General features: G+C 68.7%; 17 protein-coding genes. 5 read left to right on the plus strand and 12 right to left on the minus strand.

Annotated features, from left to right (window positions below; genetic code table 11):
• Window positions 1-120 precede the first annotated feature (120 nt).
• Genes ACFWY9_RS24735 through ACFWY9_RS24745 form a run of 3 tightly spaced genes read right to left on the minus strand, consistent with a single transcriptional unit; the run spans window position 121 to window position 4043 of the window.
• Complete coding sequence (locus ACFWY9_RS24735) at window positions 121-942, minus strand: YceI family protein (protein WP_378340031.1); 822 nt, start codon at window positions 940-942, stop codon at window positions 121-123.
• Entirely contained in the window at window positions 939-3521 is a 2583-nt protein-coding gene (locus tag ACFWY9_RS24740; protein ID WP_378326247.1) for an MFS transporter, read from the minus strand. The genes ACFWY9_RS24735 and ACFWY9_RS24740 overlap by 4 nt, the downstream gene beginning before the upstream one ends.
• 12 nt (window positions 3522-3533) lie before the next feature.
• Window positions 3534-4043 carry a MarR family winged helix-turn-helix transcriptional regulator gene (locus ACFWY9_RS24745; RefSeq protein WP_378326246.1) on the minus strand — a complete coding sequence of 170 codons (510 nt, stop codon included), beginning with the start codon at window positions 4041-4043 and terminating at the stop codon, window positions 3534-3536.
• A 259-nt stretch (window positions 4044-4302) separates the two neighbouring features.
• Here ACFWY9_RS24745 and ACFWY9_RS24750 point away from each other — a divergent pair, with 259 nt between their 5' ends.
• On the plus strand, window positions 4303-4734 hold the full coding sequence (locus ACFWY9_RS24750) for a DUF6653 family protein (RefSeq protein ID WP_378340032.1): 432 nt from the start codon (window positions 4303-4305) through the stop codon (window positions 4732-4734).
• A gap of 87 nt (window positions 4735-4821) precedes the next feature.
• On the plus strand, window positions 4822-5241 hold the full coding sequence (locus ACFWY9_RS24755) for a PPOX class F420-dependent oxidoreductase (RefSeq protein WP_378326244.1): 420 nt from the start codon (window positions 4822-4824) through the stop codon (window positions 5239-5241).
• Between the two features lie 370 nt (window positions 5242-5611).
• On the opposite strand, the gene ACFWY9_RS24760 is transcribed toward ACFWY9_RS24755, so the two are convergent.
• Window positions 5612-6142, minus strand: a complete 531-nt coding sequence (locus ACFWY9_RS24760; RefSeq protein ID WP_378326243.1) for a TetR/AcrR family transcriptional regulator — start codon at window positions 6140-6142, stop codon at window positions 5612-5614.
• An 88-nt stretch (window positions 6143-6230) separates the two neighbouring features.
• Between ACFWY9_RS24760 and ACFWY9_RS24765 the strand changes: the two genes are divergently transcribed.
• Window positions 6231-7742, plus strand: coding sequence for an MFS transporter (locus ACFWY9_RS24765; protein ID WP_378340033.1), 1512 nt, complete (start codon window positions 6231-6233; stop codon window positions 7740-7742).
• 4 nt (window positions 7743-7746) lie between these two features.
• Complete coding sequence (locus tag ACFWY9_RS24770; RefSeq protein WP_378340034.1) at window positions 7747-9138, plus strand: FAD-binding oxidoreductase; 1392 nt, start codon at window positions 7747-7749, stop codon at window positions 9136-9138.
• Between the two features lie 210 nt (window positions 9139-9348).
• On the opposite strand, the gene ACFWY9_RS24775 is transcribed toward ACFWY9_RS24770, so the two are convergent.
• From ACFWY9_RS24775 to ACFWY9_RS24790, 4 genes are all read right to left on the minus strand, one after another.
• On the minus strand, window positions 9349-10059 hold the full coding sequence (locus ACFWY9_RS24775; RefSeq protein WP_378326240.1) for a DedA family protein: 711 nt from the start codon (window positions 10057-10059) through the stop codon (window positions 9349-9351).
• A gap of 64 nt (window positions 10060-10123) precedes the next feature.
• Complete coding sequence (locus tag ACFWY9_RS24780) at window positions 10124-10561, minus strand: hypothetical protein (RefSeq protein WP_378340035.1); 438 nt, start codon at window positions 10559-10561, stop codon at window positions 10124-10126.
• Window positions 10562-10593: 32 nt separating this feature from the next.
• A complete protein-coding gene (gene nagA / locus ACFWY9_RS24785; protein WP_378340043.1) occupies window positions 10594-11745 on the minus strand; it encodes an N-acetylglucosamine-6-phosphate deacetylase in 1152 nt (383 codons plus the stop codon).
• 92 nt (window positions 11746-11837) lie between these two features.
• Window positions 11838-12413 carry a SigE family RNA polymerase sigma factor gene (locus tag ACFWY9_RS24790; RefSeq protein ID WP_378326238.1) on the minus strand — a complete coding sequence of 192 codons (576 nt, stop codon included), beginning with the start codon at window positions 12411-12413 and terminating at the stop codon, window positions 11838-11840.
• 226 nt (window positions 12414-12639) lie between these two features.
• On the opposite strand from ACFWY9_RS24790, the gene ACFWY9_RS24795 reads away from it, so the two are divergent.
• The gene (locus ACFWY9_RS24795) at window positions 12640-12924 is read left to right on the plus strand and encodes a YciI family protein (RefSeq protein ID WP_378326237.1); all 285 of its coding nucleotides are present in this window, start codon (window positions 12640-12642) and stop codon (window positions 12922-12924) included.
• 22 nt (window positions 12925-12946) lie between these two features.
• On the opposite strand, the gene ACFWY9_RS24800 is transcribed toward ACFWY9_RS24795, so the two are convergent.
• From ACFWY9_RS24800 to ACFWY9_RS24815, 4 genes are all read right to left on the minus strand, one after another.
• Entirely contained in the window at window positions 12947-13945 is a 999-nt protein-coding gene (locus ACFWY9_RS24800) for a PDR/VanB family oxidoreductase (RefSeq protein WP_378326236.1), read from the minus strand.
• Window positions 13942-14859 carry a metal-dependent hydrolase gene (locus ACFWY9_RS24805; protein WP_378340036.1) on the minus strand — a complete coding sequence of 306 codons (918 nt, stop codon included), beginning with the start codon at window positions 14857-14859 and terminating at the stop codon, window positions 13942-13944. The genes ACFWY9_RS24800 and ACFWY9_RS24805 overlap by 4 nt, the downstream gene beginning before the upstream one ends.
• Window positions 14856-16328 carry a flavin-containing monooxygenase gene (locus ACFWY9_RS24810; protein WP_378340037.1) on the minus strand — a complete coding sequence of 491 codons (1473 nt, stop codon included), beginning with the start codon at window positions 16326-16328 and terminating at the stop codon, window positions 14856-14858. Before ACFWY9_RS24810 ends, ACFWY9_RS24805 begins: the two co-directional genes overlap by 4 nt.
• A gap of 94 nt (window positions 16329-16422) precedes the next feature.
• Window positions 16423-16896 carry a pyridoxamine 5'-phosphate oxidase family protein gene (locus ACFWY9_RS24815; protein ID WP_378340038.1) on the minus strand — a complete coding sequence of 158 codons (474 nt, stop codon included), beginning with the start codon at window positions 16894-16896 and terminating at the stop codon, window positions 16423-16425.
• Window positions 16897-16929 lie beyond the last annotated feature (33 nt).

Consider the following 16929-nt stretch of genomic DNA (forward strand, 5'->3'; position numbering starts at 1 on the left):
CTCACAAAACCCACAAATACGGTGTTTCAAAACCTCCTATCGGGCACTGTTCACGGGGGGGCGGGCTGTCTGCGAGACCCCCCCCCCCCCGACCTCGCACCCCCGTGCTGTGAAGAAAATTCAGAACTGCGGCAGCGACTCGCCCTGGACGGCCTCGATGTCCAGCTCGACCTTCACCGTCGTCCCGATCGCCGCGACCCCGGCCCGCACCATGGCGTTGTAGTTGATCGCGAACTCGTTGCGGTGCAGTTGCGTTTCCGCGTGGAACGCCGCGCGCACCCCGCCCCACGGATCCGGCCCGTAGCCGCCGTAGGTCAGGTCCAGCTCGACCTGCCGCTTTTCCCCGTGCAGCGTCAGCTCACCCGCCAACGTCCACGAGTCGGCACCGCGCTGGCGCAGCCCGGTGCTCGCGAACGTGATCACCGGGTACTTGTCGACGTCGAGGAACTCCGCCGAGCGCAGGTGATCGTCGCGCATCTTGATCCCCGTGTCGATGCTCGACGCCCCGATCTCGGCGTACACCGAGGAGCGCTCCGCCGGACGTCCGACGTCGATCCGGCCGCTCACCTCCGGGAACCGCGCCTTGATGCTCGCGATGCCCAGATGCCGCGCGGTCACCACGACCGACGAGTGCATCGGGTCGATCGTCCACGGCCCGGCCGGCGGCAGCTCGACCGCGTCCGCGAGCGGGGCCAGCACGACGTCGCCGAGCGACGCCGAGCCGTTCGAGCCGACCAGCGCGGTCCGCGCGACCGGCCCGTACCCGGCCGCCGTGACGACGACGGTGTACCCGCCAGGGGGCAGCGACTCGACCGCCACCGCCCCCTTCGTGTCCGTCTCCTCCCGCGCGACCTGACGGCCTGCCGGGTCGGTCACGGTCAGCACCGCGTGTTCCACCGCCCAGCCCTCGGCCGTGCGGATCGACGCTCGCAGCCCGCTCACGACCGGTCGACCAGCTCGTCGAGTGCCTGGTCGTAGCTGAGCCGGACGTCGTGGGCCGCTTCGCCGTCCGACAGCTCGACCCGGCTCGTGGCGGGCGGGTAACCGCTCGCCACCACCGTGTAGGCACCAGCGGGCAGATCACTCACCACGTAGTGACCCTCGGCGTCCGTTCGCGCCACCGCCGCGACGTTGCCGCTCTCGTCGAGCACGGTGATCCGCGCGTCCGGCACGATGCGGTCGCCGTCGGTCCGCGCGATGCCGGTGAGCAGCACGGCCCCGGTCAGCTCGACGTCGTGACGCAGCACCCCGCTGTCCGGCACGGTCAGCGTCACCGCCACCGGCCGGTAGTGCGGACCGGCCGCGACCAGCGTGTACCGCCCCGCCCCGACGCCGGCGAACGAGTAGAGCCCGTCCTCGCCGGTGATCGACGCGCCGTTGACCTCGCCGCGTTCGTCGGTCAGCGTCACGGTCGCGTTCGCCAGCGGCGTGCCGCGACCGGCCGCCCGGACCACGCCGGTCAGCTCGCCCGAGCCGGTCAGCGTGACGTCCAGCTTGGCAGGGCCGCCGCTGACGACGACGCTCGAGGCCTGCGGCTGGTGCCCGTTCGCCGCGACGATCAGCACGTACGTGCCGGGACCGGTGGTCGGGACCGAGTAGCTGCCGTCGGCGTTCCCGGTAGCCCGCGCGACCTGGTGGCCGCGCTGGTCGATCAGGGTCAGCGCGGCACCGCTGACGTTGGTGCCGTCCTGCCGCCGGACGTGCCCGGTGATCGGCGGACCACCGGCGCCCACGGGCAGGTCGGAGCCTGCGGACGCCGAAATCGGCATCGGCAGCGCTCCCGACACGGCCTTGTAGTCACCCTTGCCGTTGCCGTTCAGCGCGTGCTTTCCGGCGCCGACCAGCGCGGGTTCCCTCGGCGTCTCGGCGACCGGGGCGACCGGCTCGACGATCTCGGTCGGCTCGTCGTCCATCTCCAGCAGCGCTTCGCCGCCTTCCACGGCAGCTGCCGCCGCCGAAGGACCGCCGACCAGCGGGATCTCCTTCATGAACAGCAGCACCAGCGTGGCGAGCAGGGCCACGCCACCGGCGACGTAGAACACCGTGGTGATCGAGTCGGTGAACCCGATCAGCACCGGGGTCCGGATGTCCGGCGGCAGGTTCTGGATGCCGCTCGTGTTGCTCTGCAGGTCGGCGAGGTTCCCGCCGCCCCCGGCGGGCATGCGCCCGCCGAACGCCTTGGTGATGTTGCCCGGCAGGACGTTGAACAGAATCGTCAGGAACACCGCGACACCCGCGGTACCACCGATCTGCCGGAAGAACGTCGCCGCCGCGGTCGACACGCCCATGTCGCTGCGCGGGCCCGCGTTCTGCACCGCGATGATCAGCGTCTGCATGCACTGACCGAGGCCGAGGCCGATGATCGCCGCGGCGACCAGCGGGTGCCAGAGCGCCGAGTCGTACTTGACCTGCGCGAAGAGGAACGCGCCCCCGGCGATCAGGATCGTGCCGACGATCGGGAAGACCTTGTAGCGTCCGGTCGAGCCGGTGATCTTGCCGGACACCACCGAGCTGAACATGATGCCCGCCATCAGCGGGAGCATCAGCAGCCCGGACTCGGTCGGCGTGTAGCCCTGCACAACCTGCATGAACTGCGGGATCATGGTGATCGCGCCGAACATCGCCACACCGACGATGACACCGCCGATGATCGCCACGGTGAACGTCGAGTTCTTGAACAGCCGCAGCGGGATCAGCGCGGCGTCCTTCATCAGCTTCTCCACCACGATGAAGGCGATGACGCCGACACCGCCGATGACGTAGCAGAGGATCGCCTTCTGGTCGCCCCAGCCCCACTTCTGGCCCTGCTCGGCCACGATCAGGAACGGCACGACGGCGACGACCAGCGTCAGCGCGCCCCACCAGTCGATCTTGTGGTCGTGGCGCTGGTGCGGCACGTTCAGGACCTTGGCGACGACGAACAGCGCGATGACGCCGATCGGCACGTTGATCAGGAAGACCCAGCGCCAGCCGTGCAGGCCCGCGAGGTTGTCGATGCCCGCGAAGAAACCGCCAAGCACCGGGCCGAGCACGGTCGACAGGCCGAACACGGCCAGGATGTAGCCCTGGTACTTCGCCCGCTCACGCGGCGGCACGATGTCACCGAGGATGGTCATCGCCAGCGACATCAGACCACCGGCGCCGAGCCCCTGCACCGCGCGGAACGCGGCCAGCTCGTACATCGACGTCGAGAACGTCGACGCCGCGGAGCCGACCACGAAGATGCCGATCGCGGCCAGGTAGAACGGCTTGCGGCCGTAGATGTCGGACAGCTTGCCGTAGATCGGCGTGACGATCGTCGAGGTGATCAGGTACGCCGTGGTCGCCCACGCCTGCAGATCGAAGCCGTGCAGGTCGTTGGCGATCTTGACGATCGAGGTACCCACGATCGTCTGGTCGAGCGCGGCGAGGAACATGCCGCACATCAGGCCGCTCAGGATCGTGACGATCTGGCGGTGAGTCAGTCTTGGCGCTTCGTCGTGTGACGCGCTTTGTGGTGGTTTCTCAGTGGTCGCTGTCATGCTTCGGGCCCCCTAGCCCTGTGTCGCCGGGTCGGAGTCGGCGATGTGTGGAAGGCTCTTTTCGATCCCCGAGTTGAGCCGGTTGAACAGTTTGTTGAGGCTCTGGCGGTCCTCTTCGGGCCAATCCCCGAGTACCTCGGCAAGCCACTGGTTACGCTGCTTGCGGTTCTCTTCGAACACCCGCAGTCCCTCCGCGGTCGGCGCGAGCAGGCAGGCCCTGCCGTCCTCCGGATCCGCCTGCCGCTCGACGAGACCGTGCTGGACCAGTGAGCTGCTCTGCCTGCTGACCGTCGAAATCTCGGCGTGCATCATCTCGGCGAGCTTGCTGGTCCGCTGGGGGCCTTCGTGGATGAGCGTGAAGAGGATCGCGTAGGCGGCTCGCTCGATCCCGTCCGGTCCCTGCTTCGACACCTGGGACTTCGCCTTGTTGATCAAGCGGACGAGGCGCACGAGCTCATGACCGAGCTGATCGGCGACGTCCAGCTCGGACTTGGGCCTGGTGGTGCCGTTGTTCATTGGCATGGTGTCTTCCCCGCGGTCCCGGCCGTTGATTGGCCCCTGCAACTAGTTGCCTAGAGCAAGAGTGTGCCTAGACGGACGAAACCGCAAGCGGTTATGACTGCGGTGTGTCACAAGCCACTTTAGTTGCCACATGCAAGCAGATTATTCGTGTCCGATCGTCCTATTCATCCCTTGTGGAAAACCTGGACCCGGGTTGTGCGCGTAGGCTCGCTCGTGATTCGTCCGGGTGAATTGGGGGCTCGTGGTGAAGGTGTCTCAGGTGCGGCGCTGGGTGTTCCGCAGGCATTCCAACCCGTGGAGCGCGTGGACTCGCTGGCTGACCACCCCGCTGGTGCTCGTCCCGATCTGGAACCGTGACTGGCGGCAAGGCGCGGTGGTTGCCGCGTGGCTGGCCGCGAACCCCGTCGTCTTCCCGGAGCCGCGCGACGACAAGGCGTTCGCCACGCGCGCGATGCTCGGCGAAGAACTGTGGGTCGTCCGGCGCCCGCGTGACGCTGCGATGGCGAGCAACGCGGCGGGGATGGCGCTCGGCGTGCTCGCCGTGGTGGCGGCGCGGCGACGCCGGCTGGGGCTCACCGTTGTCGCGACCGTCGCGGAGATGGCTCTGCTGATGTTCTACTGGCGCCAGATGGCTGCTTACTACGACGAAAACCACGGTACGGGGAACAACGACGCCGCCGAAGTGGCTTGATGCCGGTATGAGCGAAGCTTGCGCGCGAATCATGGATGTCATGCGCCAAAAGGGATTGAACGCTGTCTCGCGGAGCGAGGCGATCGCATGAGCGATGCGCTTTACGACTTCCTCGGCTCTGCCAAGCGCGGGGTGCTGGCCACGATCAAACGCGACGGTCGTCCCCAGCTGTCCACGGTCACGCACCACTACGACCCCGAGACCAGGACCATCCAGGTCTCGATCACCGAGCCCCGCGCCAAGACGAAGAACCTGCGCCGCGATCCCCGTGCCACCTATCACGTGAGCAGCGAGGACGGCTGGAGCTTCGCCGTCGCGGAGGCCACCGCCGAGCTCACGCCGCCCGCCGCGGCCAAGGACGACGCGACCGTCGAGGGGCTCATTGCCCTGTACCGCGAGGTCGCGGGCGAGCACCCCGACTGGGACGAGTACCGCGAGGCCATGGTCGCCGACCAGCGTGTACTGCTGACACTGCGCGTCACGCACGTTTACGGCCAGGTGCGCTGACGTCGCGAAAGCGTCGTTCGGGGCATGCTCAGCGTCCCGGGACGAGGGGCCGAGGGGATGCCTTTGGCGCGCGAGCTGGATCTCCCTCAGGACGCATCAGCCCAGGTCGGCGATGTCTCAGCGGTGTCGCGAACGACGCGTTGAGGACGTTCACTGTCTCGAACGGAGCGTTCGAGACATCGCGATTGCCGCGACCGGCGCAGCGGGCCGCGACCAGGTCGGTCCGTTCGCGACGTTCGATGGTGTCCGGTAGTCGGTCGGCGTGGCCGGTGCTGAAGGACGCAGTGCTGCCGGACGCACTGAAGGCGTCCTTCAGTCGTCCCGGATCCGCCGTTCGCGGGACCGGCTCGGCCCTCGCGGCGGGAACCGGTCAGATCTGCGCTTCGATCCGGCTGATGATGGCGTCGACCTGGCCGAGGATCGGGCTCTCCTTGCCCTCCATCGCGGCCCGCAGCCACAGGCCGTCGCCGACCAGCACCACGAGTTCGGCCGTCAGCGGATCGTCCACCTCGGCCACCATGACCTCGCGGACGGCCGCCGAGCAGCGTCGCAGGGTCTCGCTCACCCGTGGCTCGGTGGACAGCAGCAGGATGGCGGCCGTCATCGTCCGGTTCAGTGGCACGTTCTCGGCCACGTCCGTGATGGTCGAACGCAGGTAGTAGCGCACCACTCCCTCCGGCGCCTGTCGCGCCAGTTCGAGATCCTCCTCGTTGAGCCTGGCCAGCCGTTCCAGTAGCCCGTCGACCAGCGCGTCCTTCGAGCCGAAGTGGTACAGCAGGCCACCCTTCGAAACGCCGGCCTGTGCCGCGACCCCCTCCAGTGTGGCGACTCCGGGGCCTTGGTCGATCACCACTTGCTCGTAGGCGTCGAGGATGCGTTCACGGGCGGAGGGCTTCGGCATGCGTTTGACTATACCGTCCGGACGGTATAGTGTCGAGACACCTGCGAAACTGCACCGTCTGGACGGTGCAAGAAAGGATGAGTGCGCCATGCCGTCGCTGGAGCGAGGGCGCAAGCGTTGGTGGGCGCTGGCGGTGCTGGCCCTCCCGACACTGCTGATCAGCGTGGACATGACGGTCCTCGGCTTCGCGCTGCCGTACCTGAGCGAGGACCTCGCGCCGAGTGGTGCCGAACAGCTGTGGATCGTCGACATCTACTCGTTCGTGCTCGCCGGGCTGCTCGTGTTCATGGGCACCCTCGGTGACCGCGTCGGGCGGCGGAAGCTGCTGCTCACAGGTGCTGTCGCGTTCGGTGTCGCTTCGGTGCTCGCCGCGTTCTCGACGTCCCCGCTGATGCTCATCCTGGCCCGCGCGCTGCTCGGTGTCGGTGGCGCGACCCTGATGCCCTCGACGTTGTCGCTGCTGCGGGGGATCTTCACTGATGACCGGGAGCGCCGGATCGCGATCGCGGTGTGGAGTTCCGCGTTCTCCGGCGGGATGGCGCTCGGCCCGGTCGTCGGTGGCTGGCTGCTCGGCCACTTCTGGTGGGGCTCGGTCTTCCTGATCAACGTGCCGGTGATGGTGCTGCTGCTGATCGCGGGCCCGTTCCTGCTGCCGGAAGCCCGTGACCCGAGCCCGGGCAGGTTCGACCCGCTCTCCGCTGTCCTGTCGCTGGCGACGGTGCTGCCGGTGGTCTACGGCATCAAGGTCCTCGCGACTGAGGGCTTCTCGGTCGTCGCGGTGCTGGGCATCCTCGTCGGTGCCGGGTTCGGCGTGGTGTTCGTGCGTCGTCAGCGGGCTCTCGAATCGCCGATGATCGACCTCGCGCTGTTCGCGAACCCGCGGTTCACCGGATCCGTGGTGACGAACCTGCTCGCCGTGTTCGCGCTGTCCGGCCTGCTGTTCCTGGTGCCGCAGTACCTGCAGCTCGTGCTCGGCAAGTCGCCGCTGGAGGCGGCGCTCTGGGTGCTGCCGTCGAGTGCGGCCAGCGTCCTCGGCGCGATGGCCGCGGTGTGGTTCGCCAAGCGGTTCCGGGTGCCGGTGCTGGTCTCCGGCGGTCTGGTCGTCGCCGCGATCGGCTGCGTCGTGCTCGCCGCGGCCGGGGTGGAGTCCGGTCTGGCGGCGGTGGTGATCGGGTTCGTCGTGGTCGGCGGTGGTGTCGCCTTGGCCGACACCCTGACGAACGACATGATCATCAGCGCGGCCCCGGCGGAGCGCGCCGGTGCGGCGTCGGCGATCTCCGAGATGGGCTTCGAGCTCGGTGGTGCGCTCGGCACGGCGATCCTCGGCAGCGTCGCGACGGCGGTGTATCGCGGCGGGCTGCCGGCGGGTACGCCGGAGGCCGCGCGCGAGACGCTCGGTGGTGCGGTCGCGACGGCTCAGCAACTCCCCGCCGACCAGGCAGGCGCGTTGCTGGGGGCCGCCAAGGAGGCGTTCGTGAACGGGCTGAACATCACCGCGCTGGCTGCCACGGCCGTGTTGGTCTATACGGGTGTTCAAGCCTTGATTCTGCTAAATCGGAAAAGTAATTCCGCTGTGCGGACAGAATCGGGCTTACGATGAGGGTATGAGCAACGACGCCCTCATCGCCCGGCTCCGTGACCAGGTCGGCAAGGACGCGGTCCTCACCGACGTCGACGTCCTTGCCTCCTACTCGCGGGACATGATGCCGCTCGCCCCCTCCGGCAAGCCCGTCGCGGTGGTTCTCCCCGCGGACGTCGAGGGTGTGCAGGCGACCGTCCGGGCCTGCGCCGAGGCGAAGGTGCCGATCGTGCCGCGCGGCGCCGGACGCGGGCTTTCCGGCGCCGCGAACGCGATCGACGGCTGTGTCGTGCTGGTGCTGACGAAGCTGGACAAGGTCGTCGAGATCGACGCGGGCAACCGGCTCGCGGTCGTGCAGCCGGGCGTGGTGAACCTGGATCTGCGTAACGCGGTCCAGGAGCACGGGCTGTTCTATCCACCCGACCCGTCGAGCTACGATTGGTGCACGATCGGCGGCAACCTGTCCACCAACGCGGGCGGGCTGTGCTGCGTGAAGTACGGCGTGACCACGGACTCCGTGCTGGGGCTGGAGGTCGTGCTGGCGGACGGCTCGCTGCTCAGGACCGGCAGGCGCACGGTGAAGGGGGTTGCGGGCTACGACCTGGCGCGGCTGTTCGTCGGCAGCGAGGGCACGCTCGGCGTGATCACGCAGGCGACCGTCGCGCTCAAACCGCTCCCGCAGGCACCCGCGACACTCGTCGCCGGGTTCAGTACCACCGAGGCCGCGGGCGAGGCCGTCGCGCGGGTGGTGCGGGAGGGGCTGGTGCCCTCGCTGCTGGAGATCATGGACGCCTCGTCGATCAAGGCGTCCGAGACGTACCTGAACACCGACCTCGGTGCCGGGTCGAACTGCCGGGCGCTGCTGCTCGCCCAGTCCGACGCCGGTGGCGAGGTGGCGCGCCGCGAGCTGGCCGTGCTGGAGCAGATCTGCAACGACTGCGGCGCCGATCTCGCGTACGCCACCGAAGACCTCGAAGAGGGCAAGATGCTGCTTCAGGCACGTCGCGTGGTGCTGACCGCGTTGGAGACGTACGGGGTGTGGCTGACCGATGACGTCTGCGTCCCTCGCACGCGGATCGCGGAGCTGATCAGCGGCTGCGAGCGGATCAGCGAGGAGGTCGGGCTGCGGATCGCCGTCGTCGGGCACGCCGGCGACGGGAACATGCACCCCACGATCGTCTACCAGCCCGACGATCCGGACGAGTTCGCCCGCGCGCACAAGGCGTTCGATGCGATCCTCGACGTGGGGCTGTCGCTGGGCGGCACGGTGACCGGCGAGCACGGCATCGGCAAAATCAAGCGCGACTGGCTCGCCAGGGAGATCGGGCCGGTGGGCTTACGCGTGCATCGGCAGATCAAACAGGCCCTGGACCCGGACAACCTCTTCAACCCGGGCTCGATGTTCTCCCTGGCCTGACGCGCAGGCGGGACTCGGGCGCGAGTGAGGTTTCTCAGCGAGAGAGTTCCTCAGGCGGGGTCGGCTGCCGAGGGGTGCCCTGGGTGCGTCGAGGGCGCCCCTGGGTGCGTCGAGTGCACGTTCCAGCCGTCACGCGAACCTCACGAGTAACACGCGCCCCACAGGTCACGCACACGGAGGTCGTGAAGGACCGCAGCGTGAAATCGCGGATCAGTCGCGGATGCGCGGGATCTGCTGCGTGATCTCGGGGTCCGCCGCGGCGGCCGCGGCGGCGCCCTTCTTCTCGCGGCGGGCCTTGAGGTATTCGAGAACGATCGGGACCACCGACACGAGCACGATCACGATGAAGATCGCGTCGACGTTGTTGGCGATGAAGGGGATACCGCCGAGCAGCGAACCGAGCACGGTGATGCCCGCGGCCCACAGGATGCCGCCGATGACCGTGTAGGTGAAGTAGCGCTTCGGGTCCATCTTGCCGATCCCGGCGATCCAGGTGATGAACGTCCGCACGAACGGGACGAACCGCGCCAGCACGACGGCCTTCGGGCCGTGCTTCTCCAGGAACGCGTGGGTCTTGTCCACGTACTCCTGCTTGAAGATCCGGGAATCCGGCCGGTTGAACAGCTTCGGCCCCACGAAGTGCCCGATGTAGTAGCCGACGACGTTGCCCAGCAGCGCCGCCACCGTCACCAGGACGCACACCAGCCACAGCGGCGCGTCGAGGGTGCCGTTCGCGATGAACAGGCCCGCGGTGAACAGCAGCGAGTCACCGGGCAACACCGGGAAGATGCTGCTCTCGATGAAGATGATCAGGCAGAGCACGGCGATCACCGGCGTCGCCAGCCCGTGCAGGAGGTGCTGCGGGTCCAGCCACGACGGCAGGAGGGACATGGTCGTCACTGTGCTCTGGGCGAGAATCACACCGAAAACGGTACAGGGTGACCCTGAGTGCTTTCACAGGGAGGAACCGCAGGTAAGAGCCGCGTCAAACGAGCGTCAGCAGGCCGATCACCGAACCGGCCGCCAGCCCCAGCAGCAGCGCCAGGAGCAGGATCCAGTGCACCGGCAGCGGCGCGCCCGCCGCGGCCTGCGGCGCGCGGACCGTTTCGGCCTCGGGCACGGGGGCGGGAATCGGCTGTGCGGGGCCCGGCTGGATGGGGCCCGACTGCGTTGGTTCAGGCGCGTCGCCCAGCTCCAGCGCCGCGCGTTCCAGGGACTCCGCGCCCGCGCCGGACAACAGCCCGTAGCGGGGCGGTAACTCCCCTTCGGTGGAAGAAGGCGCGATGAACGCGGCCGACCCCGTCACGGAGCTTTGCTCGGTGCTCTGCTCGGCGACGGGCGTGTGGTCGACCTGCGGCGCGAACACCGCCTGGGCACGCAGGGCGTCGGCCAGCAGCCGCTCCGGGTCCTTCGGCTCGGTCATCCTGCGCGTCTCCCAGGGTCGGGCACGGGTCCTTACGTACTCAAGGTAGCCCGGCCGACCTCCGCGACCCACTCGCCCCGGCGCAGCACCTTAAGCGGACGCAGGTCGTCGTCCAGCACGACGACGTCGGCGGCGAACCCGGTCCGCAGCGAGCCGGTCCGGTTCGCGATGCCGAGCAGCTCGGCGGGCCGTTCGGAGGTCGCGCGGACGGCGTCGAGGATGTGCAGCTTCGCACCGAGCACCAGGTTCCGGAAGGCGTTGTCCATGGTGAGCGTGCTGCCCGCCAGCGAACCGTTGTCGGCGAGCGTGGCGACGCCGTCGTGGACGTCGACCTCCAGCCTGCCGAGGGTGTAGCGGCCGTCGGCGGCGTCGGTGGCCGACATCGCGTCCGTGATCAGCACGGTCCGGTCGCGCCCGGCGTGGGTGGCCGCGAGGTGGACCACGGTCGGGTGCAGGTGCACGAGGTCGCAGATCAGCTCGATGGTGATGCGCTCGTCGTCGAGCAGGACCCCGACCGGGCCGGGCTCGCGGTGGTGTAGCGGGCGCATGCCGTTGAACAGGTGCGTCGCGACCGTGGCCCCGGCCTCGATGGCGGGCAGCAGCTGCTCCTCGACGCCGTCGGTGTGCCCGATCGCGGCGATCACCCCGGACTCGGCGAGCTGGCGGACGGCCTTGATGCCGCCGTGCAGCTCGGGCGCCAGCGTCACCATCCGGATCGCGCCCTGACCGGCACGCAGCAGCTTGTCCACGGTCCCGGTGTCCGGCTCCAGCAGCGCCATCGGGTCGTGCGCACCGCAGCGGGCCTTCGAGATGAACGGCCCCTCCAGGTGAATCCCGGCGACGTCGCCCTGCTCGACCAGCTCACGCAGCACGGCGATCTGCTCGCGCAGGATGTCGACGTGGTCGGAGACCAGGCTGGCGAGCATGGTCGTCGTCCCGTGCCGCCGGTGTGCCTGCACGGCGGTGTGCACCTCGTCCGGGGTGAGGGTGCTGAAGGACGCACCGCCCCCACCGTGGCAGTGCGTGTCGATGAAGCCGGGGACGACCAGCGCCCCGGCGACGTCGACGGCGGGGCCCTCCGGCGGGGTCCCGGAACCCACACCGGCGATCCGCCCGTCGGAGACGGCCAGCCAGCCGTCGTCGAGTACACGGTCCGGGGCGGCAACGCGGCCGCCCGTGATCACGAAATCTCCGGCGCCTCTCACGCGCCCCAGCATATATTGGTCTGGACCAAGCATGGTGCCGCAACTCAGTGATCGGTGTGGTCCAACCGGGCTCAGTGTGGGGCCTGCATCGCCTTTTGCAGTGCTTCCAGCGCCCGGCTGGCGGTCGATTTAACCGTACCTTTGGAAATCCCGGCGGCTTCGGAGATCTCGGCTTCGCTTAGACCACCGTAGTAGCGCAGCACCAGCACCTCGCGCTGGCGGGGCGGCAGCTTCGACAGCGCGCTGACGACGGCCTGGTGCTCGCTCGAGAGCATCGCCAAGCTTTCGGCCGAGCGCGCGTTCACCGCGTGTGGCGGAACGTATTCGCGTGCGGTTTTCCTGCGCCGCAACACACTTCGTGACCCGTTGACCACCGCGGTGCGCAGGTAGCCGACGGCGGCCGCCGCGTCCCGCAACCGGCCCCAGTTGCGGTGGAGCCCGGTGAAGGCCTCCTGGACGACGTCTTCGGCGGTCGCCGGTTCGTCCACGAGCAGGATCGCGAGGCGGACCAGCCGCATCCGATGCTGGCGGTAGAGGTCTTCGAGAGTCAGCGGCGCGGCCGGCTGCGGCGGTGGCGCCGGCCCGTCCAGGACGCGCAGATGGCCGAGGGTCGCCTCGACACTGCGTTCCGCATTGCCTTCGAGCATGAACCCCTGCCTGTCTCGACCCCGACCATGCCGTGCTTCCGGCACCTTCTCTGGCACGCCGTGCTGGCTCGGCGTGCCGCTGCGGTTTCACAGCGTTCGCACAGCTCCCGGCGCAGGACCAGCCTATCGGGTCGGCCCGGCGGTGCCACCGATCGGATGCTGAGATTGCCCTCCCGTCCCCCGGTAACGTCACCAGCGTCACTGCCGCCCGCCCCGGGAGATCCTCATGGCCTGGTACCTCGTCGAGATCCGCTACGTGCAGGAGAAGCTGGCGGAGGTGCGGCCGCGACACCGCGAGTTCCTGCAGGGACTCGCCAAGCAGGGCCGGGTCGCGGTCGCCGGCCCGCTGGGCGACGGCACCGGCGGCATCACGCTCTACCAGGCCGACGACGAGACATCCCTCACCGAGCTGATCAACCAGGACCCGTATCACCTCGAAGGGGTGGTGGCCGAGCGCACGGTGCGTGAGTTCAAGCCGGTCATCGGCGCCTGGTTGCCCGAAGAGTCCTGAAAGTCTGGAAAATCGGGCAGGGTTACAGCTCCAGCGCGGCGTCGCCGCGATCGACGCAGATCCGTACCGAGCCGCCGCCGACGGCGGGCACCGCGCAGGTCCCGCAGAAGCCCTGGCGACACGAATAGGGCACATCGGGCATAACGTCCCGTACGACGTCCAGTGTGGACCGATCCGCGGGCACGTCCAATACCAGGCCGGACCGTCGAAGCTCGACTTGGAACGGCTTTCCGCCCACGATCGGCGGCGTCGAGAACCGCTCGAAGTACACCGCTGAGGCGCCGGTCATCGCCAGATCCACCCGGACGCCGGTGATCATCGGCACCGGCCCGCAGCAGTACACCGACGCCCCGTCCGGCATCCCTTCGAGCAGTTCCGCGCCCGACGCCGGGATGCCGTACTCGGTGTCCGGCCGGATCCGGACGCGCTCCTCGCCGTAGGAGGCCAGCTCGTCGAGGAAGGGCATCGACGCGCGGGAACGTCCTGTGTAGACAAGCCGCCAGTCGGCGCCGAGCGCGTCGGCCCGGCGCACCATCGGGAGGATCGGCGTGATCCCGATCCCGCCCGCGACGAACAGATAGTGCGGCGCGGTCACGAACGGGAAGGCGTTCCGCGGCCCGCGAACGGTCACTTTCGCGCCCGCGCGCAGCGTATGCACCTCGGACGACGCGGTGCCGATCCGCCGCACCGCGATCCGGTAGGTCGTGCGGTCGTCGGGGTCTCCGCACAGCGAGTACTGCCGCATCGCGCCGGACGGCAGCACGAGGTCGATGTGCGCGCCCGGCCGCCACGCGGGTAGCAGGCCACCGGAAGGCGGGACCAGCCGCAGGCTCACGACCTCGTCGGCCTCGGCACGCACGGCGTCGACCCGAAGCGTCAGGTTCCGGTCGACGGCGCGGACCGGGGTGCGGCGGCGTCCGCTGAACTCGCTGAGCCGCCGGTACACCGCGGCCGCACCGGCCAAAAGGGACAGTGCGCGGTCGGTGCCCGGTCCGCCGTAGAGCCGCTGCGGGAGGCTCACTTCGGCGCGTCGGCCGCCTGCGCGGCCGGCGAACTCGCCAGGTAGGCCACGGCCTGTTCGGTGTTGCCCGTTTCGGTCGGGTGGTAGCTCCGGCGGAAGTACGGCCGGATCTCCCGCAGCAGCTGCCTTCCGGTGGGCAGCAGGCCCTTCTTGGCCGCCTTGCGGTAGGCGCGGAAACTCGCCTTGCCCGGCGACGTCGGGTCATTGCGCATCAGGAACCTGGTGCCCCGCACGAAAATCCACGCCAGCGCCGGGGTCACCACGGCCATGCTTCGCACCCGCCGGGTGTAGCGCTGGTCGAGATGACGGAAGAGGTCGTAGGCGACGGAGCGGTGCTCGACCTCTTCGGCGCCGTGCCAGCGCAGCAGGTCCAGCATCGTCGGGTCCGCGCCCGCCTCGTCCAGCGCTTTCGCGTCCAGGACCCACTGGCCGAGGAACGCGGTGTAGTGCTCGATCGCGGCGATGACGCCGAGCCGTTCGACAAGCCATTCCTCGGCGGCCTTGCCGGTCAGGTCCCGATCGCCGAGCAGCTTGCGGAACAGCCATTCCATCTGCGCGATATACGGCCGCACATGCAGTCCGGCGGCTTCGAGGTGCTCCGCCGCGCCGTCGTGGGCCTCGGCGTGCATCGCCTCCTGGCCGATGAAGCCGAGGACGTCCTCCTTGAGCCGTTCGTCGCGGATCAGCGGCACGGCCTGCTTGAACACCTCGACGAACCAGCGCTCGCCCTCGGGCAGCGCGATGTGCAGCACGTTGATCGTGTGGGTCGCCTGTGGCTCGCCGGGAATCCAGTGCATCGGCAGCGACGCCCAGTCGAACTTGACGTCGCGCGCGTGCAGGACGATCTGCTCGTGGTCCTCCGCCGACGTATTTCCTCCCGCGGAGGCGGCATTGGACGCTGCCGCGGCGGTCACCGAGCCCGTCCGGAAAGCTCGTAGTCGCTCGGGTCGACCTTGCGGGTCTCCAGCCAGTAGCGCCAGGTGAACCCGGGCCAGATCGTGCGGTTGACGCCCTTCGCGTCGAGGTACCAGCTCTTGCAGCCGCCCTGTGTCCAGACGCCCTTGACCAGCTTGTCCTGGATCTCGGCCTGGAACTGGTCCTGCACGCTGGGCCGGACGTTCAGCGCCGCGGCGTCCCGCGAGTCGGCGAGCTTGATCGCGTCGACGACGTACCGGGACTGCGATTCGATCATGAACACCACGGAGTTGTGTCCCAGCGCGGTGTTCGGGCCGAGCAGGAAGAACAGGTTCGGGAAGCCGGAGACCGTGATGCCCTTGTGGGTCTCCAGTCCGTTGGTGGCCCACGTCTTGGCGAGGCTGCGGCCCTCGACACCGGTGATGTCGAGGTATTCCAGCGCGTCGGTGACGTGGAAGCCGGTGCCGTAGATGATCGCGTCGACCTCGTGCTCGACACCGGCGCCGTCGACGACGCTGTGTGCCTTGACCTCGCGCACCCCGCTCGTCACGACGTCCACATTGGACCGGTTGAGCGCCGGGTAGTAGTCGTTGGAGATCAGGACTCGCTTGCAGCCCATGGTGTAGCCCGGGGTGACCTTGCGGCGCAGCGCGCGATCCTTGACGCCCTTGGCGATGTGCCGCCGCGCGATCAGCTCGCCCGCCTTCATGATCGCGGGATGGCCGTTGAAGCCGATCGCCCGCGCTTCGAGCAGCCAGTAGAGCGCGTTGCGGTACGCGCGTTGCGTGCCCGGCACGCGCCGGAACAGTGTCTGTGCCCAGCCGGGCATCGCGTGGTCGGGCTTGGGCATGATCCACGGCGGCGTCCGCTGGAACAGCGTCAGCTCCGCGACATCCGGCGCGATCCGGGGCACGAACTGGATGGCGCTCGCGCCGGTACCGACGACGGCGACCTTCTTGCCCTTCAGGTCGTACTCGTGGTTCCACTGCGCGGAGTGCCACTTCTGGCCCTTGAACTTCTCGATCCCCGGCAGCTTCGGGATCTGCGGGATGTGCAGACCGCCGACGCCGGAGACCAGGAACTGCGCGGAGAACTCCTGACCGGTCTTGGTCTCCACGGCCCAGCGGCGCTCGCCGTCGTCCCAGTGCGCCCCGGTGATCTCGATGCCGAAGCGGATCTTCTCGCGCAGCCGGTACTTGTCCGCGACGCCCTTGAGGTAGTCGAAGATCTCCGGCTGCGGCGAGAACGACCGCGACCAGTCGGGGTTCTGCTCGTACGAGAAGGAGTACATGTGCGACTGCACGTCGCAGGCGCAGCCCGGGTACGAGTTGTCGCGCCAGGTACCACCCACCTCGTCGGCCTTCTCCAGGATCACGTAGTCCCGGATACCGGCTTTTTCGAGCTGGATCGCCTGGCCGAGCCCGGAAAACCCGGTGCCAACGATCACGACCTTGAAGCGTTCGGTCATCTGACGGCCTCCGCTGCGCTGGGTTGCTCCGTCTATGACGTTACCTCAAGTAACAGTTACTTCCAAGTACTCCCTACTCGTCAGTACCTACAAATCAGTAGGCGCCGCCGAGCTTCGTGTGGTCCCAGCTCGCGGTCTTGGTCGGTCGCAGGATCAGGCCGATTCGCTTCGGGGCCTGGCCGCCGATGAACGTCGACAGCTCGTCGGGGACGGGGTCGCCGGGCTTCGCGCCGGCGTAACGCTGCATGAGCGCGATACCCATCTGAGTGACCTCGGCGGTGTCCTCGACGATCTCGACGTCGGCCTCGAACGAGACTCCGCGCAGCCGTTCGTACGACTCGCCGTCCTCGAGGAGCACGGTCGCCTGTGGCAGGCGGTAGAGGTTCTTCGCCTTCTGTGACGTGCGATAGGTCCAGGTCGCGACGCCGTTTTCGTGCGGGTAGTACCACAGCGGCGCCAGGTGCGGGCGGCCGTTGGGGCCGACGCTGGCGACGTTGATGACCTTCTGTTCGGCGAGGTAGTCGCGGACCTCGTCCTCGGTCATCCTGATCTGATCGCGACGCGACACGGACACCTCCGGGGCTCACGGGACTGTTGTCAG

The sequence above is a fragment of the Amycolatopsis sp. NPDC059027 genome (genome assembly GCF_042739735.1).
Classification (GTDB): Bacteria; Actinomycetota; Actinomycetes; order Mycobacteriales; family Pseudonocardiaceae; genus Amycolatopsis.